15 protein-coding genes are annotated in these 22,924 nt (G+C 56.3%); 7 read left to right on the forward strand and 8 right to left on the reverse strand.

Annotated elements, in window-relative coordinates; all coding sequences use genetic code 11:
* The first annotated feature begins 2 nt into the window (after positions 1 to 2).
* From menB to menE, 3 genes are read left to right on the forward strand one after another with little or no spacing between them, the layout of a single operon-like run.
* Positions 3 to 860: a 1,4-dihydroxy-2-naphthoyl-CoA synthase gene (gene menB, locus ACCC84_RS07095; RefSeq protein ID WP_039991883.1), complete on the forward strand. Its 858-nt coding sequence runs from the start codon at positions 3 to 5 to the stop codon at positions 858 to 860.
* A gap of 11 nt (positions 861 to 871) precedes the next feature.
* Positions 872 to 1,843 carry an o-succinylbenzoate synthase gene (gene menC, locus ACCC84_RS07100; protein ID WP_088499927.1) on the forward strand — a complete coding sequence of 324 codons (972 nt, stop codon included), beginning with the start codon at positions 872 to 874 and terminating at the stop codon, positions 1,841 to 1,843.
* Positions 1,831 to 3,213 carry an o-succinylbenzoate--CoA ligase gene (gene menE, locus ACCC84_RS07105; protein ID WP_371901682.1) on the forward strand — a complete coding sequence of 461 codons (1,383 nt, stop codon included), beginning with the start codon at positions 1,831 to 1,833 and terminating at the stop codon, positions 3,211 to 3,213. The genes menC and menE overlap by 13 nt, the downstream gene beginning before the upstream one ends.
* Positions 3,214 to 3,261: 48 nt before the next feature.
* On the opposite strand, the gene ACCC84_RS07110 is transcribed toward menE, so the two are convergent.
* A complete protein-coding gene (locus ACCC84_RS07110) occupies positions 3,262 to 4,701 on the reverse strand; it encodes a catalase (protein ID WP_371901683.1) in 1,440 nt (479 codons plus the stop codon).
* Positions 4,702 to 5,028: 327 nt separating this feature from the next.
* On the opposite strand from ACCC84_RS07110, the gene ACCC84_RS07115 reads away from it, so the two are divergent.
* Entirely contained in the window at positions 5,029 to 5,571 is a 543-nt protein-coding gene (locus ACCC84_RS07115; RefSeq protein WP_004960609.1) for a YfaZ family outer membrane protein, read from the forward strand.
* A gap of 60 nt (positions 5,572 to 5,631) precedes the next feature.
* Here the strand turns inward: ACCC84_RS07115 and tyrP are convergent, their stop codons facing one another.
* A complete protein-coding gene (gene tyrP, locus ACCC84_RS07120) occupies positions 5,632 to 6,840 on the reverse strand; it encodes a tyrosine transporter TyrP (RefSeq protein ID WP_039991884.1) in 1,209 nt (402 codons plus the stop codon).
* Positions 6,841 to 7,084: 244 nt separating this feature from the next.
* Here tyrP and ACCC84_RS07125 point away from each other — a divergent pair, with 244 nt between their 5' ends.
* Complete coding sequence (locus tag ACCC84_RS07125) at positions 7,085 to 8,281, forward strand: nicotinamide mononucleotide deamidase-related protein YfaY (RefSeq protein ID WP_039991885.1); 1,197 nt, start codon at positions 7,085 to 7,087, stop codon at positions 8,279 to 8,281.
* A gap of 241 nt (positions 8,282 to 8,522) precedes the next feature.
* Here ACCC84_RS07125 and yfaE read toward each other — a convergent pair whose 3' ends face one another.
* From yfaE to ubiG, 4 genes are all read right to left on the reverse strand, one after another.
* Positions 8,523 to 8,783, reverse strand: a complete 261-nt coding sequence (gene yfaE, locus ACCC84_RS07130; protein WP_039991886.1) for a class I ribonucleotide reductase maintenance protein YfaE — start codon at positions 8,781 to 8,783, stop codon at positions 8,523 to 8,525.
* Between the two features lies 1 nt (position 8,784).
* Positions 8,785 to 9,915, reverse strand: coding sequence for a class Ia ribonucleoside-diphosphate reductase subunit beta (gene nrdB, locus ACCC84_RS07135; RefSeq protein ID WP_198773453.1), 1,131 nt, complete (start codon positions 9,913 to 9,915; stop codon positions 8,785 to 8,787).
* Positions 9,916 to 10,017: 102 nt separating this feature from the next.
* Positions 10,018 to 12,306, reverse strand: a complete 2,289-nt coding sequence (gene nrdA, locus ACCC84_RS07140; protein WP_004960623.1) for a class 1a ribonucleoside-diphosphate reductase subunit alpha — start codon at positions 12,304 to 12,306, stop codon at positions 10,018 to 10,020.
* A 439-nt stretch (positions 12,307 to 12,745) separates the two neighbouring features.
* Positions 12,746 to 13,471 carry a bifunctional 2-polyprenyl-6-hydroxyphenol methylase/3-demethylubiquinol 3-O-methyltransferase UbiG gene (gene ubiG / locus ACCC84_RS07145; protein ID WP_004960626.1) on the reverse strand — a complete coding sequence of 242 codons (726 nt, stop codon included), beginning with the start codon at positions 13,469 to 13,471 and terminating at the stop codon, positions 12,746 to 12,748.
* A gap of 213 nt (positions 13,472 to 13,684) precedes the next feature.
* Between ubiG and gyrA the strand changes: the two genes are divergently transcribed.
* Positions 13,685 to 16,327 carry a DNA topoisomerase (ATP-hydrolyzing) subunit A gene (gyrA, locus tag ACCC84_RS07150; RefSeq protein WP_039991887.1) on the forward strand — a complete coding sequence of 881 codons (2,643 nt, stop codon included), beginning with the start codon at positions 13,685 to 13,687 and terminating at the stop codon, positions 16,325 to 16,327.
* Between the two features lie 295 nt (positions 16,328 to 16,622).
* Entirely contained in the window at positions 16,623 to 19,484 is a 2,862-nt protein-coding gene (rcsC, locus tag ACCC84_RS07155) for a two-component system sensor histidine kinase RcsC (RefSeq protein ID WP_039991888.1), read from the forward strand.
* A gap of 79 nt (positions 19,485 to 19,563) precedes the next feature.
* Here rcsC and rcsB read toward each other — a convergent pair whose 3' ends face one another.
* Positions 19,564 to 20,214 carry a response regulator transcription factor RcsB gene (gene rcsB, locus ACCC84_RS07160; protein WP_004960635.1) on the reverse strand — a complete coding sequence of 217 codons (651 nt, stop codon included), beginning with the start codon at positions 20,212 to 20,214 and terminating at the stop codon, positions 19,564 to 19,566.
* On the reverse strand, positions 20,207 to 22,912 hold the full coding sequence (gene rcsD, locus ACCC84_RS07165; protein WP_004960640.1) for a phosphotransferase RcsD: 2,706 nt from the start codon (positions 22,910 to 22,912) through the stop codon (positions 20,207 to 20,209). Before rcsD ends, rcsB begins: the two co-directional genes overlap by 8 nt.
* Between the last annotated feature and the right edge of the window lie 12 nt (positions 22,913 to 22,924).

Here is a 22,924-nt window from a genome sequence, read left to right on the forward strand (position 1 = left end):
ACATGCTTTATCCGACAGAACAACAGCTTTACGCGGCCATTGACTGGCAAGACTGCAGCGGTGATTTCGACGATATCCTGTATCACAAATCCGCCGACGGCATTGCCAAAATCACTATTAACCGCCCGCAGGTGCGCAATGCTTTCCGCCCGCAAACGGTAAAAGAGATGATCGATGCGCTGAGCAATGCGCGTTACGACGATGGCATTGGCACCATTATCCTGACCGGCGCTGGCGATAAGGCTTTCTGTTCCGGTGGCGATCAGAAAGTTCGCGGCGATTACGGCGGTTATAAAGATGCCAGCGGTGTACATCACCTCAACGTCCTGGATTTCCAACGCCAGATTCGCACCTGTCCGAAACCTGTCGTGGCGATGGTGGCTGGCTATTCGATCGGTGGTGGCCACGTGCTGCATATGATGTGCGACCTGACCATTGCCGCCGACAACGCCATCTTTGGCCAAACCGGACCGAAAGTCGGTTCGTTTGACGGTGGCTGGGGGGCGTCTTATATGGCGCGCATCGTCGGCCAGAAGAAAGCGCGTGAAATCTGGTTCCTGTGCCGTCAATACGACGCCGCCGCCGCGCTGGACATGGGGCTGGTCAACACCGTGGTGCCGTTGGCGGAACTGGAAAAAGAGACCGTGCGCTGGTGCCGTGAAATGCTGCAAAACAGCCCGATGGCGCTGCGTTGCCTGAAGGCGGCGCTGAACGCCGACTGCGACGGCCAGGCGGGACTGCAAGAACTGGCCGGCAACGCCACCATGCTGTTCTACATGACCGATGAAGGCCAGGAAGGGCGCAATGCGTTTAACGAAAAACGCCAGCCTGACTTCAGTAAATTCAAGCGTAATCCGTAATGACGGCCTCACTGCGTAACGCCGCCGTCTATCGCTACAGCCTGCCAATGGAGGCGGGCGTAGTGCTGCGCCACCAGCGGTTGAAAACGCGCGACGGCTTGCTGGTACATCTGCAACAGGGCGAACGGCACGGTTGGGGCGAAATTGCGCCGCTGCCTGAGTTCAGCAGCGAAACGCTGGATCAGGCGCAGCAGGCGACGCAGGCATGGTTAACGCACTGGCTGGCCGGGGCGCAGCCGGATGAGGATGCGCTGCCGTCGGTGGCGTTTGGCATCAGCTGCGCGCTGGCGGAGCTGGATCAACGCCTGCCGTTGGCGGCGGACTACCGTACTGCGCCACTGTGTACCGGCGATCCGGACGCGCTGTTTGCACTACTCGATGCGCTGCCGGGTGACAAGATCGCCAAGATCAAGGTCGGGCTGTATGAAGCGGTGCGCGATGGCATGATAGTCAATGTGCTGCTGGAGGCGTTGCCCGATCTGCGTTTGCGGCTGGACGCCAACCGCAGTTGGACGCGTGCCAAAGCCGACGGTTTTGCCAGGTACGTTAATCCGGCGTGGCGCGATCGCATCGCCTTTCTCGAAGAACCCTGCAAAACTCCCGATGAATCACGCGCCTTCGCCGAGGAAACCGGCATCGCCATTGCCTGGGACGAAAGCGTGCGCGAGCCGGGGTTTGCGGTACGGGCCGAGCCGGGCGTGGCGGCCATCGTAATAAAACCGATGCTGACCGGTAGTCTGACGCGCTGCCGGCAACTGGTGCGGCAGGCGCAGCAGGCCGGATTAACCGCGGTGATCAGTTCCAGCATCGAGTCCAGCCTGGGTCTAAGCCAATTGGCGCGCATCGCGCATTGGCTGACGCCGGATACCGTGCCGGGGCTCGATACGCTGAACCTGATGCAGGCGCAGTTGCTGCGTGCCTGGCCGGGAAGTGATTTGCCGCTGCTGGACGTCGATACATTGGAGTGCCTATGGCGCCGTTGAGCGACTGGCCCTGGCGTCACTGGGCCGCCCAGCGTGCACAGGACACGGCGCTGATTGTCGGCAGGCAAAGCGTCAGCTGGCAGGCGCTGCAATCGCGCATTGATGCGCTGGCAGCGGATTTCCAGTTTCAGGGGGTAATGCCCGGCTGCGGCGTAGCGCTGTGCGGCAAAAACGGCTATCCGCTATTACTGGCCTATCTGGCGTTACTGCAATGCGGCGCGCGGTTGCTGCCGCTCAATCCGGCCCTGCCAACGCCGCTGCTTAACGTATTATTGCCGCAACTGGACGTGCAGTTTGCCTTCGGCCCGGAGGGGCTGCCGGCACTGCCTGCGGGGATAAAGACGCTGACGCCGCCGGCTACCCGCCAACGGCTGCCGACAATCCCGCACTGGGACAGCCAGCGTTTGGCGACCCTGACGCTGACGTCCGGTTCCAGCGGTATGCCCAAAGCCGCAGCGCACAGCTTTGCCGGCCATTTGGCCAGCGCCGCCGGCGTATTGCAGCTGATGGACTTTCAACCGCAGGACTGCTGGCTGCTTTCACTGCCGCTGTTCCACGTTTCCGGCCAGGGCATTGTCTGGCGCTGGCTGGCGGTAGGCGCACGGTTGGCGGTACGCAATATGCAGTCGTTGAGCGAGGCGTTGGACGGTTGTAGCCATGCGTCGCTGGTGCCCACGCAGCTTTGGCGTTTGCTCAGCCAGTCGCAGACAACGCATTCGCTAAAGGAAGTGCTGCTTGGCGGTGCGATGATCCCGGTGCCGCTGACCGAACAGGCCGAAGCGGCGGGCATTCGCTGTTGGTGTGGCTACGGCCTGACGGAACTGGCGTCGACCGTGTCCGCCAAGCGCGCCGATGCGCTGCCGGGCGTCGGTCTGCCGCTCATCGGGCGTGAGATCAGGCTGGTAGAGGGCGAAGTGTGGATCCGCGCGCAAAGCCTGGCATTGGGCTATTGGCGCAACGGTGCGCTGCACCCGCTGGTTGACCGGCAAGGCTGGTTTCATACGCGCGATCGCGGGGTGATGGAACAGGGCGAACTGCGTATCCTTGGTCGCTTGGACAATCTGTTCTTTTGCGGTGGCGAAGGCGTACAACCCGAAGACGTGGAGCGGATATTTGCCGAGCACCCGCAGATTTCACAGGTGTTTGTGGTACCGGTCGACGATGCCGAATTCGGCCAGCGGCCGGTGGCGGTGGTCGAGGCGGAGGGAGAGCTGACGCTGGACGCCTTGCTGGCCTGGTCGCAGGCGCGATTGGCCAACTTCCAACGGCCGGTGGCGTTGCTACGTTTGCCGGCAGCGTTGAAAAACGGCGGAATCAAGGTGGCTCGACGGCAGGTACAGGAGTGGGCGGCGCAATCGGTGCGGCAGTAGCGTCGCCTTGAAACGCAGGGGTGTGTGACACCCCTGCCAAGATGACGCTTACTGGATGCCCAACGCCTTGGCGACGCCGGCGCCGTATGCCGGATGAACCTTGGTGAACAGCGCTATCTGGCGGCGCTGGATCGCTTCCGGCACCTGCGACAGCTCACCGGCGATGCGGTTAAACATACGCTGGTGTTCTTCTTCCGTCAGCAGTTCGAACAGCGCGCGCGGTTGGCTGTAGTAATCATCATCTTCACGATGATTCCAATGATCGGCGGCGCCCTCGATGCTTAATGGTGGTTCGCTAAAGTCCGGTTGCTCCTGGAACAGACCGAAACTGTTCGGCTCGTAGGTTGGGCCATTGCCGCTGTTGCCGTCCACGCGCATCGCACCATCGCGGTGGTAGTTGTGGAACGGGCATTTGGCACCATTTACCGAGATCTGATGGTGGTTTACGCCCAGGCGATAGCGGTGCGCATCGCCATAAGAGAATAAACGTCCCTGCAACATTTTGTCCGGCGAGAAGCTGACGCCGGGCACCACATTGGCCGGGTTCATGGCCACTTGCTCCACTTCCGAGAAATAGTTATCCGGGTTGCGGTTCAGTTCGAAGTAGCCGACGTCAATCAACGGGAAGTCGGCGTGCGGCCAGACTTTGGTCAGATCGAACGGGTTATAAGGAGTTTGCGAGGCCTGATGTTCCGGCATGATCTGCACCTGCAGATTCCAGCGTGGGAAGTCGCCGCGTTCGATGGCGTCGAACAGATCGCGCTGTGAGCTTTCGCGATCCTTGGCAATGATCGCTTCTGCTTCATCATCCATCAGGTTTTCAATACCCTGCTGGCAGCGGAAGTGGAATTTTACCCAGAAACGCTGGTTGTCGGCGTTGATAAAGCTATAGGTATGGCTGCCAAAGCCGTGCATATGGCGATAGGATTTGGGAATGCCGCGATCGCTGAAGTCGATGGTCAACTGGTGCAGTGATTCCGGCAGGTGCGAGAAGAAGTCCCATTTGTACACCGGATTGCGCAGGTTGGTGCGGGGATCGCGCTTGACCACGTGGTTGAGATCCGGGAACTTCAGCGGATCGCGCAGATAAAACACCGGCGTGTCGTTGCCGACCAGATCCCAGTTGCCTTCTTCGGTGTAAAATTTCATGGCAAAGCCGCGAATGTCACGTTCGGCATCCGCTGCGCCGCGTTCGCCGGCAACGGTGGAGAATCGAACAAACATCTCGGTTTTTTTGCCAACGTCAGAGAACAGCTTGGCGCGTGTGTATTGGCTGATATCGTGAGTGACGGTGAAGGTGCCGTAAGCGCCAGAACCCTTGGCGTGCATGCGGCGTTCCGGGATAACTTCGCGATCAAAGTGAGCCAGCTTTTCCAGGAACCAGACGTCCTGAAGCAGCATCGGGCCGCGTTTACCTGCCGTAATGACATTATTGTTATCTACTACCGGCGCGCCGGCAGCGGTGGTCAATCCTTTCTTGCTCATCATGTGCTCCTTTACGGTACTGCATTTAGGTGTGACAGCTCATACTCGGGTGACTTCACGTCCACAATTCTATGGCGCAGGGAAAATCTCACCCTGACCTTTGTCAAAGTCATTATTAGTTGTAGCGCTATTATTCAGCCTCAGCAAATAGGCGGTAGTTATCGTTGTGATAACGTTCAGAAATGGATCACTTATTTACAATTTGCTGAAAGATTGAGAGATTTTTTGACCTGCTGCCGAACATCTGGCGCCGCCGTTCGGTTACACTCTCCAGCGCAACAAACCAGGTTAATACATCATTGATGATGAAAAAATGACGAAGAGGACACAATGAAAAAGACTTTAGTCGCGTGTGCAGCAGGCTTGCTGCTTGTGGCTGGCTCCGCCAATGCCATCAGCGTTACCGGCGAAGCGGGGGAACACTATACCAATCTCGGCGTGGGCTTTGGCACCACCTCGGCTGGACTGGCGGTCAGCGGCAACTGGGCGCACAGCGACAATGACGGCGATATCGCCGGGCTGGGGCTGGGCTTGAACCTACCGCTGGGGCCTCTGATGGCAACGGTCGGTGGCAAGGCGCTGTATCTTGGGCCAAAAGACGGTGATGACGGTTATGCGGTCGCGGTAGGCGGCGGCTTGCGGCTGCCGTTGGGCGAGCATTTCGCACTGTTTGGCGAAGGGTATTATGCCCCGGACTCGCTCTCCAGCGGCGTGGACAAATATAGCGAAGCCAATGCCGGCGTGCGTTGGAACGTTTTCCGTCCATTGTCGGTGACCGCCGGTTATCGTTATATCGAGATGGCAGGGAAGGACGGCCACCGCGACAACGTACTGGCTGACGGCCCGTACCTCGGCGCCAGCCTGGATTTCTAACGGCTGTGAACCGGTTCAAGGCGCGAACGGTTTCGCGCCTTTTTTACGTCGGTTTTCTCTCTAGCCGACGGCGGGCAGCATGCCGCTGGCGATGCCCAGTTGAATGGCGATGACGGTGATGCCGCAGATAAACACCACCGCCAGCGCCGGGGTTCCCCCCCAGACACGGTAGCGCGCCTGATGCTGTCGGCGGGTTTTCCACACCAGCAGCGACGGCAGCAGCAGCGCCAATACCGACAGGGCGATGGCGGCAAACCCCAATGCCAGCACAAAGCCGCGCGGGTAAAACAGCGCGAACACCAGCGGTGGCAGGAAGGTGATCAACCCGGTCTGCAAGCGGCCGCGGGCATTATCCTGGCGCTTGCACAAATCGGCCAGAAAATCGAACAGCCCCAGTGATACCCCAAGGAACGAGGTTGCCAGCGCCAGATCGGCAAACAGATGCACCGCCAGCTCAACGTGCGGCGTGGCTACCACGTCACGCACCGCCTGTAACAAGCCGTTCAAGCCCGCCTGCTGCGCCAGGATACCGACAAAGGTATTGGAGCTGATGCTGCCCAGCGTCGCCAACTGCCAGAAGATATAGGCGACCAGCGGGATAGCGCTGCCGACGATAAATATCCAGCGCAGCTTGCGGATATTGCCGCCCATGTAATTAACAATGCTCGGTACGCTGCCATGGAAGCCAAACGAGGTAAAAATTACCGGGATGGCCGACAGCGCCAGTCCTTGTTCCAACGGTAAAGTCATCAGATTGGTTTGGTGAATATTCGGCAGCATCAGACCGAGCATGACGATAAGAAAGACGATTTTGGCGCTGAATAAAATGCGATTGAACAGATCGACGGAATGGGTGCCAATGCACACCACGCCGCCCGCCACCACGGTGAACAACAACACGCCGAGTGATGCCGGGACGCTGTACGCGGTCCATTGGCTGAGGCTGGCAGCCAGCAGCTCGCCCGCTCCGCTGATGTAGGCCGCGGTCAGGGCATACATCAGAAACATCATGCTGAAGCTGGTCAGCCACTGTCCACCGCCGCCCAGGTAGCGCTTCGCCAGGGTACCAAGGCCCGTATCGGCCTGCTCGTGCTGATAAACCTCAACCAGCAGCAAAGCGGTATAACACATCAACAGCCATAGCCCGACCAGTAAAGCCAGGGTGACGCCGAAACCGACGCCGGCGGCTGCCAGCGGCATGGCCAGCATGCCGGCGCCAATGGTGGTGCCTGCCACGATAAAAACACTGCCAAGAGTGCGATTCTTCACGTTTTTCTCTACCAACCAATGATTTTGGAAAATTATAGGTAATCAATTCAGTGTGCGGCAGGATAGTTGAACGGTGATTTTGTGTCAAATGAGCGTTACGCATACTGTACAGTTATCGTTACGATCATGCGAGCGGCACGCCAGCGCAAAAAAATGCGTTATGCAGCAATAAAACCCTCTCCAACGGTGAAAAGTTATTTACAGGCTTCTATAGTGGAATGACCAGAAAATGTGGGAGAGATCAATGTTAAGGGTTGAAATGCTCAGCACCGGTGATGAGGTGCTGCATGGACAAATTATTGATACCAATGCTGCCTGGTTGGCAGATTATCTGTTTCAGCAAGGGCTGCCGATGACTGGGCGTGAAACGGTCGGGGACAGTCTCTCCTCCCTGATCGCAACCTTGCAGGAGCGTAGCCAGATTGCCGACGTGCTGATCGTCAATGGCGGGCTGGGGCCGACCAGTGACGATCTCAGCGCGTTGGCGGCAGCCAGGGCGGCCGGCGTTGAGCTGATTGAGCAGCCGCAATGGATCGCCCGCATGGAGGCCTTCTTTGCCGAGCGGGGACGCCCGATGGCCGCGTCCAACCGCAAGCAGGCGCACATCCCGGCCAATGCCGAGATGCTGGATAACAGCGTTGGCACCGCCTGTGGTTTTGCGCTGCAACTGAATAAATGCTGGATGTTCTTCACGCCCGGCGTGCCGTCGGAATTTAAAGTGATGGTGGAACAGCAGATTTTACCGCGTCTACAGCAACGGTTTCGCTTACCGGAACCGCCTCTGTGCCTGCGTTTGACCACTTTTGGCACTTCTGAAAGCGATCTGGCTGCCGAACTGGACGGCATGCCGCTGCCGCCGGAGGTGGTGCTGGGGTATCGCTCGTCCAGCCCGATAATCGAACTCAAGTTGACCGGGCCGGTTGCGCAGCGTGCGGCGATGGAGAGCGCCTGGCAGCGCGTGCGTCAGGTCGCAGGGGATAACACCATCTTCGAAGGTACCGTTGGTCTGCCGGCGTTGCTCGCCGAGCAGTTGCATCAACGGGGCTTGAAACTGGCGTTAAGCGAGCAGTTCAGCGCCGGGTTGATCAATCTGCAGTTACAGAGTGCCGGCGCTCCGCTGGCCGGCGGCGAACTGCTGCCGGATTACTGTAGTGAAACCCTGGCGTTGTTATTGGCACGCGCGCAGTCGTTGGCGCAACTGACGGGCGCACCGTTGACGCTGGCGGTGAGCGCCATGCAGGGTGAACAGGTCAGCGTCGCACTGTATACGTCGCAGGGCCGTTTTGGCCAAACCGTGCGTTATCGCGCGTCGCGCCACGGCTTGCGTTTACGCCAGGAATCGGTCGCGATGCTGGCGCTGGACATGCTGCGTCGCTGGCTGGCCGGCGGGCCCGTTTGCGGCAAAAACGGCTGGTTGGAGATTGTGGAAACCATCGAATAGGGTATTGTTGATAATACTGAAATATCACTTATAAATCACAATATTATAGGGAGTATTCGTTGTGGGGTAATGCTGTTATTCGGCTGGCGGATGCGGGAGACTGTTGGTCTTGACCATGGTGTGACAAGGCAGGCAGATAAAAGCCCCAGACTGACTTCAAACAGCATGGGGCTGCAGATAAAGCATAGGGCGGGGCAACCCCGCCTTTTGCTCTTCGGCGCGGTTTCAGGCCCCCAGCCGATTAGATTTCCAGCTCGATATCCACCAGCGGCATACAGCAGCAGGGCAGGATTTCGCCGTCGTTGATAAACGCCAGCGGCTGTTGCTGGTATGCCACTTCACCCTTGACCAGTTTCAGACGGCAGGCGCCGCAATAACCGGAACGGCATTGGTATTCAACCTGTACGTCATGCAGTTCCAGCACCTCGAGCAGGCAGCGTTCACTGTTTGGGCAGGCCAGCTGCATACCGGAAGTACGCAGCGTCACGGTTGGCGTTGCCATCTTACAGTTCGAAGTCGCTCAGGTCGTCGGCGTTGATTTCAGAATCAATCTGGCCGACCAGGTAAGAACTGACTTCCACTTCCTGCGGTGCTACCTGAACGTTGTCGGACACCAGCCAGGCGTTGATCCACGGGATCGGGTTGGAGCGGGTTTTAAACGGCGTGCCCAGTCCCACCGCCTGCATGCGGATATTGGTGATGTACTCGACGTACTGGCACAGGATGTCTTTGTTCAGGCCGATCATCGAACCGCCACTGAACAGGTATTCCGCCCACTCTTTTTCCTGCTGGGCCGCCAGGACGAACAGATCGTAGCACTGCTGTTGGCATTCAACGGCGATTTCGGCCATCTCGGGGTCATCGGCACCGGAGCGCATCAGGTTCAGCATATGTTGCGTGCCGGTCAGGTGCAGCGCTTCGTCACGGGCGATTAGCTTGATGATTTTGGCATTGCCTTCCATCAGTTCGCGCTCGGCGAACGCAAACGAACAGGCGAAGCTGACGTAAAAGCGAATGGCTTCCAGCGCGTTAACGCTCATCAGGCACAGATAAAGCTGCTTTTTCAGCGCGCGCAGGCTGACGGTCACGCTCTGGCCGTTCACCTGGTGAGTGCCTTCTCCCAGCAGATGGTAATAGCTGGTCATTTCGATCAGATCGTCGTAGTAGCCGGAAATGTCTTTCGCGCGTTTTTTGATCTCTTCGTTGGTGACGATATCGTCAAACACCAGCGCCGGATCGTTGACGATGTTACGGATGATGTGAGTGTAGGAGCGAGAATGAATGGTTTCCGAGAACGACCAGGTCTCAATCCAGGTTTCCAGCTCGGGAATCGAGATCAGCGGCAGCAACGCGACGTTCGGGCTACGACCCTGAATCGAGTCCAGCAGCGTTTGGTACTTCAGGTTGCTGATGAAAATGTGTTTCTCGTGGTCCGGCAGCGCCTGATAGTCAATGCGATCGCGGGAAACGTCTACCTCTTCCGGACGCCAGAAGAAGGACAGCTGTTTTTCGATCAGCTTTTCAAAAATTTCATGTTTCTGCTGGTCGAAACGCGCCACGTTGACCGACTGGCCGAAGAACATCGGCTCGAGCAGCTGATCGTTTTTATTCTGAGAGAAAGTGGTGTAAGCCATAAGCCGGAATCCTTTGAAACCACACAGAGACAGGCCGGATTACGTCGACCCCTACGTGGAAAACAGTGTAGGGGCCGAACATTCGGCCCTTAGCGTTAAAACTTAAATTTTGCAGGCGCCGCTTTCGCAGTCGTCATCAGCGCTTTTGGCCGGCAGCATGTCTTCCTGCACGTCTTCCGCGCCGTCACGGGTGTTTTGGTAATACAGGGTTTTCACACCAAACTTGTAGGTGGTCAGCAGGTCTTTCAACAGCTGCTTCATTGGCACCTTGCCGCCCGCAAAACGGGTTGGGTCGTAGTTGGTGTTGGCAGAAATCGACTGGTCGATAAACTTCTGCATCAGGCCGACCAACTGCAGGTAACCGTCGTTGCTTGGCATTTCCCACAGCAGTTCGTAGGCATCCTTCAGACGTTCGTATTCCGGCACCACCTGGCGCAGAATGCCGTCTTTCGACGCTTTGATGCTGATGTGGCCGCGCGGCGGTTCAATGCCGTTGGTGGCGTTGGAAATCTGCGAAGAGGTTTCCGATGGCATCAGCGCCGACAGGGTAGAGTTGCGCAGGCCGGTTTCCTGGATTTCCTTACGCAGCGTTTCCCAATCGTAGTGCAGCGGCTCCTGGCAGATACCATCCAGATCCTTCTTGTAGGTATCAATCGGCAGGATGCCCTGGGCATAGGTGGTTTCGTTGAACCACGGGCAGGCGCCCTGTTCCTGCGCCAGACGATTGGAGGCCTTCAGCAGGTAATACTGAATCGCTTCGAAGGTCTTGTGCGTCAGGTTGTTGGCGCTGCCGTCGGAATAGCGCACGCCGTTCTTCGCCAGATAATAGGCGAAGTTGATCACGCCGATACCCAGCGTACGACGGCCCATCGCACCGCGGTAAGCGGCCTTGATCGGGTAGTCCTGGTAATCGAGCAGGGCGTCGAGCGCGCGTACCGCCAGGGTCGCCAGTTCTTCCAGATCGTCCAGGCTGTCGATGGCACCCAGGTTGAAGGCGGACAGCGTACAGAGCGCGATTTCGCCGTTTTCGTCGTTCACGTCATCCAATGGCTTGGTCGGCAGGGCGATTTCCAGGCACAGGTTGGACTGACGTACCGGCGCGATCTGCGGATCGAACGGGCTGTGGGTGTTGCAATGGTCAACGTTCTGAATGTAGATACGGCCGGTAGAGGCGCGTTCCTGCATCATCAACGAGAACAGTTCAACCGCTTTGACCCGCTTCTGGCGGATGCTGCTGTCTTGTTCGTACTGGGTGTACAGACGTTCGAACTCGTCCTGATCGGCAAAGAACGCGTCGTACAGGCCAGGTACGTCAGACGGGCTGAACAGCGTGATGTCGCCGCCCTTGATCAGGCGCTGATACATCAGGCGGTTCAACTGCACGCCGTAGTCCATATGACGGACGCGGTTGCCTTCGACGCCGCGGTTATTCTTCAATACCAGCAGGCTTTCCACTTCCAGATGCCACATCGGATAGAACAATGTGGCAGCACCGCCGCGCACGCCGCCCTGTGAACAGGACTTCACCGCAGTCTGGAAGTGTTTGTAGAACGGGATACAGCCGGTGTGGAAAGCTTCGCCGCCACGGATCGGGCTACCCAGCGCACGGATGCGGCCGGCGTTGATGCCGATGCCTGCACGTTGGGAAACGTATTTCACAATCGCACTGGAGGTGGCGTTGATCGAGTCCAGGCTGTCACCGCATTCGATCAGCACACAGGAGCTGAACTGGCGGGTCGGCGTACGTACACCGGACATGATCGGCGTTGGCAGCGAAATCTTGAAGGTGGAAATCGCGTCGTAGAACCGCTTTACGTAGTCCAGACGGGTTTCACGCGGGTAGTTGGAGAACAGGCAAGCCGCAACCAGAATGTACAGGAACTGTGCGCTCTCATAGATCTCGCCGCTGACGCGGTTTTGCACCAGGTACTTCCCTTCAAGCTGCTTGACGGCCGCGTAGGAGAAGTTCATGTCACGCCAGTGATCGATAAAGGAGTCCATCTGCTCGAACTCTTCAGTGCTGTAGTCTTCCAGCAGATGCTTATCGTATTTACCCATTTCGACCATACGCACCACGTGAGCATGCAGCTTCGGCGGCTCAAACTGACCGTAGGCTTTTTTGCGCAGGTGGAAGATCGCCAGGCGCGCGGCCAGATACTGGTAATCGGGCGCATCGCGCGAGATCAGATCGGCAGCGGCCTTGATGATGGTTTCATGGATATCGGCAGTTTTGATGCCGTCATAAAACTGGATGTGAGAACGCAACTCTACTTGAGATACCGAGACGTTGTTTAAACCTTCCGCAGCCCAGTCGATGACTCGGTGGATTTTGTCGAGGTTGATGCGCTCTTTGCGGCCATCGCGTTTAGTTACAAGCAGACTTTGGTTCATGTGCTGTTTTACCTGTCCGTATAGTGTTCCCAGCCAAAAGTGTAGTAGCTCTGCTCAGTATGTAAACACTATATATAGGGGGTGTATGTCGGTGAGGTAACAAGATAGTGAGAACCTGGCCTATTTGCAAGTGAACAAAATGGCTCGATTTTGTGGATAACTTGGGGGTGAATTGTGGCTGTTGGTTCGCAATGCGCGTGGTGTCTGGCCCCGGAAGCTTGTCAATAAGCGGGATAAGATTTTCCGCACGATTGCAAAAACATGATCGATTGCCGATTTCTTAAACGTTAGAAAAAAACGGCATATTGATCTGTTTTAATATTCTTAAAAACCCTTTACGCGCTATTTTTGCAACGAACGTGGAAAAATTAGGCATTTTTCCTAATGGCGGCGTCGGGCAACATAAGCCAAATCCAGCGCCGGCGCCGCCTTTAGCACATCAACCTTCGTGCTGGGTATGAACCATATAGTTCACATCTACGTTGCGACCCAGCTTAAAACGATCGGTAATCGGGTTGTAATGCAGGCCAATCATGTGCTTTTCGCGCAGAGAGGTACCATCTACCCAACTTATCAATTCCGACGGTTTGATAAACTTGTTACGATCGTGGGTGCCCTGCGGAACCATTTTCAATACATATTCGGCGCCAATCACCGCCATCAGCCAGGCTTTGGTGTTGCGGTTGATGGTGGAGAAGAACACGTGACCCCCCGGTTTGACCAGATGCGCACAAGCTCGCACCACCGACGCCGGATCCGGCACGTGTTCAAGCATTTCCATGCAGGTGACGACGTCATATTGCTGTGGGTTGGCATGGGCGTGACTTTCTACCGTTTCTTGAACGTAGGTCACATCGACGCCGCTTTCCAGCGCATGCAGCCGAGCCACCTGCAAGGGTTCCGCACCCATGTCCAGTCCGGTGACCCGGGCGCCTTCGCGCGCCATGCTTTCCGCCAGGATGCCACCGCCGCAGCCGACGTCGAGCACCTGTTTGTCAAAGATGCCGCCGGCGCGTTGCATGATGTAATTCAGGCGTAGCGGGTTGATGCGGTGCAGCGGTTTGAATTCGCCTTCCAGATCCCACCAGCGCGAGGCGACGGCCTCGAATTTGGCGATTTCCTGATGGTCGACGTTTTGTGCGCGGCTGGATGATTCTGCATTCATGAGCGTGTTGGACTCCTGGTTCTCTTTGCGGCGGATTATACATGTTACCGCGCGGCGCTGTCGCAACCGATGCGTTTTTAGCGCACGGTTATGCACAAATTCCAGCAAACAGCGCCGGTTATTTTTCCGAAAAGCCTGCTTTGTGATATAGTTTTACACCTTTGGCACTATGCCAGGGCAGATGAATCATTCAGTATGAGGGATAGCAGCTCCATGAGCGACCTTGCCAGAGAAATCACACCGGTAAACATCGAAGACGAATTGAAAAGTTCGTATCTGGATTACGCGATGTCCGTCATTGTCGGACGTGCGCTGCCAGATGTTCGTGATGGGCTGAAGCCGGTGCACCGCCGCGTTCTGTACGCGATGAATGTACTGGGTAACGACTGGAACAAACCCTATAAAAAATCCGCCCGTGTCGTCGGGGACGTGATCGGTAAATACCACCCACACGGTGACAGTGCGGTTTACGACACCATCGTGCGTCTGGCTCAACCGTTCTCGCTGCGCTACATGCTGGTGGACGGTCAGGGTAACTTCGGTTCCGTCGATGGCGATTCCGCCGCGGCAATGCGTTATACCGAAGTACGCATGTCTAAAATTGCTCACGAACTGCTGGCGGACCTGGAAAAGGAAACCGTCGACTTCGTGCCTAACTACGACGGTACCGAACAGATCCCGGCAGTGATGCCTACCAAGATCCCCAACCTGCTGGTTAACGGCTCATCGGGGATTGCCGTCGGTATGGCCACCAACATTCCGCCGCACAACCTGTCTGAGGTTATCAGCGGCTGCCTGGCCTATATTGATGATGAAAACATCAGCATCGAAGGGCTGATGGAACACATCCCAGGGCCGGACTTCCCGACCGCCGCCATCATCAATGGCCGTCGCGGTATCGAAGAAGCCTACCGTACCGGTCGCGGCAAGGTGTATATCCGCGCCCGTGCCGAAGTCGAAGTCGACGCCAAAACAGGCCGCGAAACCATTATCGTTCACGAAATTCCCTATCAGGTGAACAAGGCGCGTCTGATCGAAAAGATCGCCGAGCTGGTAAAGGAAAAACGCGTCGAAGGCATCAGCGCACTGCGTGACGAGTCCGATAAAGACGGCATGCGCATCGTGGTTGAAGTGAAGCGCGACGCGGTGGGTGAGGTCGTACTCAACAATCTGTATTCGCTGACCCAGTTACAGGTCACTTTCGGCATCAACATGGTGGCGCTGCATCAGGGGCAGCCAAAGCTGCTGAACCTGAAAGACATCCTGCAAGCCTTTGTGCGTCACCGCCGCGAAGTGGTGACTCGCCGTACCATCTTTGAACTGCGTAAAGCCCGTGACCGCGCCCATATTTTGGAAGCGCTGGCGATTGCACTGGCCAACATCGATCCGATCATCGAGCTGATTCGCCGTGCGCCAACCCCGGCGGAAGCCAAGGTTGCGCTGGTGGCGCAGCCGTGGGATCTGGGCAACGTGGGTGCAATGCTGGAACGTGCCGGCGACGACGCCGCGCGTCCGGAATGGCTGGAACCAGAGTTCGGCATCCGCGATGGTAAATACTACCTGACCGAGCAGCAGGCGCAGGCGATCCTCGATCTCCGCCTGCAAAAACTGACCGGTCTGGAGCACGAAAAGTTACTGGACGAATATAAAGAGCTGCTGAACTTTATTGCCGAGCTGATCTTTATTCTGCAAAGCCCGGATCGTCTGATGGAAGTGATCCGCGAAGAGCTGGAGGCGGTGCGCGATCAGTTTGGCGACCAACGTCGTACCGAGATCACCGCCAACTCTTCCGACATCAACATCGAAGACCTGATCAATCAGGAAGACGTGGTAGTGACTCTGTCGCATCAGGGCTACGTCAAGTATCAGCCGCTGAGCGACTACGAAGCACAACGTCGCGGCGGCAAGGGCAAGTCGGCTGCGCGCATCAAAGAAGAAGACTTTATCGACCGTCTGCTGGTGGCCAACACCCACGATACCATTCTGTGCTTCTCCAGCCGTGGCCGTCTGTACTGGATGAAGGTCTATCAACTGCCTGAAGCCAGCCGCGGCGCGCGCGGGCGTCCAATCGTCAACCTGTTGCCGTTGGAAGCCGACGAGCGTATCACCGCCATTCTGCCGGTACGCGAGTATGAGGAAGGGCGTCACGTGTTCATGGCGACCGCCAGCGGCACGGTGAAGAAAACCGCCCTGACCGAGTTCAGCCGTCCACGCAGCGCCGGCATCATCGCCGTCAACCTCAACGAGGGTGATGAGCTGATCGGTGTTGACCTGACCGACGGCAGTAACGAAGTGATGCTGTTCTCTGCCAACGGTAAAGTGGTGCGCTTCCCTGAATCGCAGGTGCGTTCGATGGGGCGTACCGCTACTGGCGTGCGCGGCATCAACCTGGGTGAAGGCGACAGCGTCATCTCGTTGATCGTGCCACGCGGCGAAGGCGACATTCTTACCGTCACGCAAAACGGTTACGGTAAACGTACCGCAGTGACCGAATACCCAACCAAATCGCGCGCGACCCAAGGGGTTATCTCCATCAAGGTCAGCGAACGTAACGGTCAGGTGGTCGGTGCGGTGCAGGTAGAAACTACCGACCAGATCATGATGATCACCGATGCCGGTACGCTGGTGCGTACCCGGGTATCTGAAGTCAGCGTGGTTGGCCGTAATACTCAGGGTGTCACCCTGATCCGCACGGCAGAAGATGAAAACGTCGTTGGCTTGCAGCGCGTAGCGGAGCCGGTTGAAGACGAAGAGCTGGACAGCATCGAACCGGGTGAAGCGATCGACGACGGCACGCCGTTGGACGACAGCGACGACGGTGAGGTTGTTGACGATGCGGATGATGAAAACGCGTAATCGCGTATTCTGATGCGCGCCGGCTTTTGAGTCAGGCGCGCCATGCATGAGTAAAGGGCTTGGCAGCGATGCTAGGCCCTTTTTCAGCATTCGCGGCCATGCCTGCTGCGTGGCGTGACGCTGTTCCCACCCCTGCGGGGCTGCGTTCAGCTCGCTCTGCGAGCGGTTTGCGCAGGCAGATGCCACTTTGCCACGCGGATTATATCGATAGATAGGGTTTGATTGCGGGGCTGACTACGCAGGCCCGGCGTGAGATGCAAGCGTTCGTCACCACTCACTTTTGTATGGTAATCGATTGAAATATTTAGCCTCTTTCCGTACTACGTTAAAAATTTCCCGCTACCTGTTTCGGGTACTGGCGATTATGCTGTGGTCGTTGGGCGCGCTGCTCACCACGTTTTACATTCTCAATATCCTGCACGAAAAAGAGTCCGACCTGCGGCAGGAATACAATCTCAATTTCGATCAGGCACAGGGCTATATCCGCCATTCAGCTGATATTATACGTGATATCAAATACATGGCTGAAAACCGCCTGAACGGCTCCGTCAGCAGTCTCGATCTGTTCAGCGGCGTGTTCCCCGGCAAGAGCGCGCAACCGGAATTCTTCCCGCTGTACCCTGAATCAGACTGTGCGCTGAACACCACCTATCGCAGCTCGCTTGATGCCCTTAGCGGCCTGATTCAATATTGGAAAGAGAACTTTGTTGCCGCCTACGATCTGAACCGGGTGTTTTTCATCGGTGGCGACAGCCTGTGTATGGCCGAGTTTGGCAAGAGCAGCGGTGTGACCGACCGTGAAAATGTGCTGAAGTCGTTGCATGAACGCATTCTGAAGTACCGCAACGCCAAAAATCAGGACAAAGACAGCAACATCTATTGGGTAACCCCCAGCCAGCAACGCTCAGACGTCGGTTATCTGTATATTCTGACGCCAATTTATATCGGCAACAAACTGGAAGCGTTGCTGGGTATCGAACAGACCATTCGTCTGGAAGATTTCATCACGCCGGGCAGTCTGCCGATCGGTGTCGCGCTGCTGGATGAAAATAACCAGCCGGTGCTGCGCCTGGCCGACGGCGAACGTTATGCCTCCTCGCTCACCAATTATCCGGAAGATCACACCTATTTTGGCTACGTCGACAGCTACCATGATTTGATCCTGAAAAAAGCATTGCCGCCGTCGTCGCTGAGCATCGTCTATGCCTTGCCGGTGAAGAGCGTGATCGAGCGTTTTAAAATGCTGATCCTCAACGCGATACTGCTCAACCTGCTGTCGGCTATCGTGCTGTTTACCCTGGCGTGGCTATTTGAACGCAAAATGTTCCTGCCGGCGGAAGACAACGCGTTCCGGCTGGAGGAACATGAACAGTTCAACCGCAAGATTGTCGCATCGGCGCCGGTGGGGATCTGCATCCTGCGCATCAGCGACGGCACCAACATCCTCAGTAACGAACTGGCGCATAACTATATCAATCTGCTGACCCAGGAAGACCGCGATCGCATTACGCGCATCATCTGCGAGCAGCAGGCGAACTTCGTTGATGTGATGACCAGCAACAATAACAATCTGCAAATCAGTTTTGTGCACTCTCGTTATCGTAACGAGGATGTGGCGATCTGCGTGCTGGTAGACGTCAGCGCACGCGTCAAAATGGAAGAGTCGCTGCAGGAAATGGCCGCTGCCGCCGAGCAGGCCAGCCAGTCGAAGTCGATGTTCCTCGCCACCGTCAGCCACGAATTGCGCACGCCGCTGTACGGCATTATCGGTAACCTGGATTTGTTGCAGACCAAAGCGCTGCCGGAGGGCGTAGACCGCCTGGTCAATGCCATGAACAACTCTTCCGGGTTACTGCTGAAAATCATCAGCGATATTTTGGATTTTTCCAAGATTGAATCCGAACAGCTGAAGATTGAGCCGCGGGAGTTTTCCTGCCTGGAAGTTATCACCCATATTGCCGGCAACTATTTGCCGCTGGTGGTGAAGAAACGCCTGGGGTTGTACTGCTTTATCGAACAGAACGTACCGGAGCGGATTTCAGGCGATCCGGTGCGCTTGCAGCAGGTGCTGTCCAATCTATTGAACAATGCCATCAAGTTCACCGATACCGGCTGCATTATCCTGCAGGTCACGGCGCGTGGCAGCTACCTTGAGTTCAGCGTGCGCGATACGGGCGTCGGCATTCCCGAAAAGGAAATCTCCCGCCTGTTCGATCCGTTCTTCCAGGTAGGCACCGGGGTGCAGCGTCATTTCCAGGGCACCGGTTTGGGACTGGCGATCTGTGAGAAGCTGATCAACATGATGGACGGCGACATTGCGGTAGAGTCCGAGCCGGGTCTGGGCAGTATGTTCTCGATCCGCATTCCATTATTCGATGCACAATACCCGGTGCCGCAACCGAGTGATACCTGGCAGGGCAGAACCCTGTGGCTGGAGATCCGCAACCAGCGGTTGGAAAATTACCTGATGGAAATTCTCGGCGGCTATGGCGCCACGCTGTTGCGCTATCAGGGCCAGGACACCACGGCACAGGACGTGCTGCTCAGCGATCATGGGTTGCAGATCGCCACGCCGCTATTGGCGCAAATAGAGTTTTCCATTGACCATATTGGCCCGTCGAATGAAACTCGTGCCGGTTACTGGATGCACAGCACCTCGACGCCGCGGGAAACCATCGGCTTGCTTAACCGGCTGTTTGAGGTATATGACGGCAGCGCCAAAACGTTGATGCAGCTGCCGCAGCCGACCAAGGCCTGCGCGGTGGATAACGGCGATATTCGCCTGCTGGTGGTTGATGACCACCCGATCAACCGCCGGTTGCTGTCCGATCAGTTGACGTCGCTCGGTTATCGGGTGATTACCGCCAATGACGGCGTTGATGCGCTGGGGGTGTTGAGCCATAACCCGGTAGATATTGTACTGACCGACGTCAATATGCCGAATATGGACGGTTATCGCCTGACGCAGCGCCTGCGGCAGATGAATTTCACCTCGCCGGTCATCGGGGTCACGGCCAATGCCCTGGCGGAAGAAAAGCAGCGCTGTATCGAAGCCGGGATGGATAATTGTTTGTCGAAACCGGTAACGCTGGAAACCCTGGAACAGACGCTGGCGGTGTATTCAGCCATCGTACGCAAGAATAATCAGCAGGACTGAGGCGAAAGGGCGAGACGTATGGCGGTGGCGGCAGGGCAAGAATGAATCAGGGGCCGTTTGGCCCCTGTAATGGTATCAACTAGTCTTTACTCAACGGCGTCATGCTGACGGAAGACAGATAGTTGAGCAGGGCGATGTCGTTGTCGACGCCCAGTTTCATCATCGCCGACTTCTTCTGGCTACTGATGGTTTTGATGCTGCGGTTCAGCTTCTTGGCGATCTCGGTCACCAGGAAACCTTCGGCGAACAGGCGCAACACTTCGCTCTCTTTTGGTGACAGGCGCTTGTCGCCATAGCCGCTGGCGCTGATTTTCTCCAACAGTTTGGAGACGCTTTCCGGCGTGAACTTTTTGCCTTTTTGCAGTGCGGCCAGCGCTTTTGGCAAGTCGGTCGGCGCACCCTGTTTCAGTACGATACCTTCAATGTCCAGATCCAACACCGCGCTGAGAATGGCCGGGTTGTTGTTCATGGTCAGAACGATGATCGACAACTGAGGATAGTGGCGCTTGATGTACTTGATCAGCGTAATGCCGTCGCCGTATTTGTCACCAGGCATGGAAAGGTCGGTGATCAAGACGTTGGCGTCCAGCTTGGCCAGACTGTTGATCAGTGCTGTTGAGTCTTCAAACTCCCCAACGACATTCACCCATTCAATTTGCTCGAGTGACTTCCGGATGCCAAACAGTACGATAGGATGGTCATCAGCAATAATTACGTTCAGGTTATTCATGTTGTTGGCTACCTTGCTGCAGCAGTCTACTGACGAAAAAATCAATCTGACTGATGTTGTTCTCGATCTTAAGCGCATCACCGTCTGCGATGTGCTGTTCTAGCGATTCACACAGTTGCTTGCCGGGAAGCAAATTTAACATCGCAAACACCCCTTTCAGGCGGTGTGCGGTCTGAGACAAAGCAGCGAAATCACTGCTGCCCGCCTCAGTATACAGTTTTTTGACATCGTCGGGTACTGTATCAATAAACAACCCATAGTAATCACTTGATTTTAATTGTTTTTCATAGAGTTGGAGATCGTCGGCGGTCAGTTGCGCCGGGGTTTGCTCCTGATCCAGGGCGGCCATCTGCTGTTCAATCAGCATCAAAACGGCGTCGAGCAAGGCGCTGCCGAGATTATAATTTACCCGGATATAGCGCTTGTCGAGCTGTTGCCAGCCGGCTTCATCGCTGGCCAGCAGCAGGGTGTAGTCGTCCGCGCGCTGGGGATTGTCGGTGAGCAACACGTCGTAGTCACGATTGATCTGACGATCCTCGGCAATCAGGCAGTTGGCGCCATAAGACTGCAACTGGTGAGTGACGATGCCGCGGATTTCTTCCGACGTGATGTCCAGCAGCGCGGTAACGCCATCCAGCAATTTCTCCTGTTCCTCGTCGTCCCGACGTTCGATTTCCATTGGTACACGAATGCTGTAGCGGGTGCCGATATCGAGTTTGCTACGAATATCCAATTGCCCATTGAGTTTTTTGCACAGCTGATTGCAGAGGAAGAAGGTTAGCCCCGAGCCGTGATCAAAGCGATCGACCAGCGTTTGGCTGAGGAACGGATAGTTCAGGTTGCTGATTTCTTCGTTGGAAATGCCCGAACCGGTGTCGTTGATATGAAACACCAGGCGTTCCGGATGTTCGGGCTCATGATCGACAACCATCGAAATCTTGCCGTAAGCGGTGGTGATAATCGCATAGCGCAGCAGCAGCGACAGCACCTTGCGCAAGGCGTTGGCGTCACCAATGTAATTCTGGCCAACGTCGAGCTGGTAATGATTGAACAATGCCAGCCCTTTTTGATTGATCGACGGCAGCATTTCTTTCAGCAGCTCATCAACCAGCGTCGCCGGGTTGAAAGGCTGGCGCGACGGCTGCCAATCCTGAGTTTCAAGACGGGTCAGCAGCGTGATGTTATCGATCAGTCCCGATACCGATGCGGATTCGCTAACCAGCTGATCCAGCAGCGCCTGCTGTTGTTCGGCATCGGGTTGAGTGCGCAGACGATCGGCCAGATCGTGTATCTGCCGTACCGGCTGAGTCAGCTCGATGCCCAGGTTGTGCAACATTAACTTGCGTGCCTGCACATTCTTGTCGTATTCGCGCCGTGCCTGTTGCAGCCGTTTGTTCACCATCACCTCTTTGTCCTGATCGTTCAGCAGAAACAGGTAGGTTTCAGGTGACATATGGCTACGGAAGATGCGTATTTCATACACTTCATTATTCACCGTGGCTTGAATGACGCCGTGGTGCTGTTCGGCCATATGCGCAATTTTTTGCAGGCTCAGGTGCGGCAACAGATGTTCGGCAATCTTGTTGCTGGCGATCACCGCATTGCTGGCAAAGTCATACACCAGCAGTCCGGAGGGCAGGCTGGCGATAATCTCCTGATTCAGCGCACGTTCGCTAGCCAGCTCCTCCGCCAGGTTTTCACTGGGGTGAATGTACTGGTGACGGATAAAGTAAATACCGGCCAGCGACAGCATCAGCAACATCACGTTGATCATCAACAGCCACATATTGTTGCGCAGCATATCAATGGTCAGACTAAACAGGGACACGCGATACAACAGGTTAAGCGGCGCATTCGGCAGCGGTGCGCTGAATTCGAGCCAACTGCCGGACAGGCTGGCTGTTGCGGCGTTTGCCGCTTCGCTGGCAACGCCACTGTCATCCAGATCGTCGTCATCATCAGGCTGTAGCAGGAAGCTGGAGCGCGCCATATTGAACGGAATGATGTCGTTGATCGGCAGATCGAAGGCGATCACCGTCGCCAGATGTCCCGGTTGATTGAAGGTGGTGCGAATCGAGAATGAATAGGCGTTTTGGAAACGCTGTTTACGCAGGCTGGAGAAGCTTTCGCGCTCATCCAGCAGGTTAGCCTGTTGCAGCATTTCCGCTCGGCGGTCTTCGGCGGAGTTGGTCAGGTAACTTTCACGAAAGCGTGACGTCAACTCTTTGAGCGGCTGGGTGGTGATCAGGCTCAGGCTATTGTCCTGACCGTTCAGGTAGTACATCGCGTAATTTTCGGTCTTCGCCCCCCAACGGCCGTCGAGGTATTCGGAAATATTGGCGATCATCGCCAGCGTGTTGCCGTCATGGCTACCGAAAATCACCGCATCGGTCTTTTTATACGGTTTTTCGACGTAGAAAATGTCCGGCCGCAGGCGCGTTTCCCGCAAGGTCGGATCGACCACCTGCGGCGGCGCGTTGCCGAAGCGGTCGTAAATCTGATAGGTGATATGGCGATAGTTGTCGATGCGCTTTTGCAGGTTGCCGGCAATGGTATTCAGCGCGTGTTTTTTCTCGGTCAGGTAGGCGTTGGTATAGTTGTAACCATACAAGCCGATGCCGACGAAAAGCAGCACAATAAACACCAGAAAACAGCGGGTGATATTGCTTGAACTGATGATCAGTTGTTTGTTTTGCATAAACGGCAGTGC

This window comes from Serratia odorifera (genome assembly GCF_041448735.1).
GTDB classification, from domain to species: domain Bacteria; phylum Pseudomonadota; class Gammaproteobacteria; order Enterobacterales; family Enterobacteriaceae; genus Serratia_F; species Serratia_F odorifera.

Coding starts and splice junctions, on each gene's coding strand:
- ubiG (WP_004960626.1), bottom strand. CDS start 13,471: ATGAATGCAGAATCATCCAGCCGCGCACAAAACGTCGACCATCAGGAA.
- gyrA (WP_039991887.1), top strand. CDS start 13,685: ATGAGCGACCTTGCCAGAGAAATCACACCGGTAAACATCGAAGACGAA.
- ACCC84_RS07110 (WP_371901683.1), bottom strand. CDS start 4,701: ATGATGAGCAAGAAAGGATTGACCACCGCTGCCGGCGCGCCGGTAGTA.
- yfaE (WP_039991886.1), bottom strand. CDS start 8,783: ATGGCAACGCCAACCGTGACGCTGCGTACTTCCGGTATGCAGCTGGCC.
- nrdB (WP_198773453.1), bottom strand. CDS start 9,915: ATGGCTTACACCACTTTCTCTCAGAATAAAAACGATCAGCTGCTCGAG.
- menB (WP_039991883.1), top strand. CDS start 3: ATGCTTTATCCGACAGAACAACAGCTTTACGCGGCCATTGACTGGCAA.
- ACCC84_RS07115 (WP_004960609.1), top strand. CDS start 5,029: ATGAAAAAGACTTTAGTCGCGTGTGCAGCAGGCTTGCTGCTTGTGGCT.
- menE (WP_371901682.1), top strand. CDS start 1,831: ATGGCGCCGTTGAGCGACTGGCCCTGGCGTCACTGGGCCGCCCAGCGT.
- rcsD (WP_004960640.1), bottom strand. CDS start 22,912: ATGCAAAACAAACAACTGATCATCAGTTCAAGCAATATCACCCGCTGT.
- ACCC84_RS07125 (WP_039991885.1), top strand. CDS start 7,085: ATGTTAAGGGTTGAAATGCTCAGCACCGGTGATGAGGTGCTGCATGGA.
- nrdA (WP_004960623.1), bottom strand. CDS start 12,306: ATGAACCAAAGTCTGCTTGTAACTAAACGCGATGGCCGCAAAGAGCGC.
- rcsB (WP_004960635.1), bottom strand. CDS start 20,214: ATGAATAACCTGAACGTAATTATTGCTGATGACCATCCTATCGTACTG.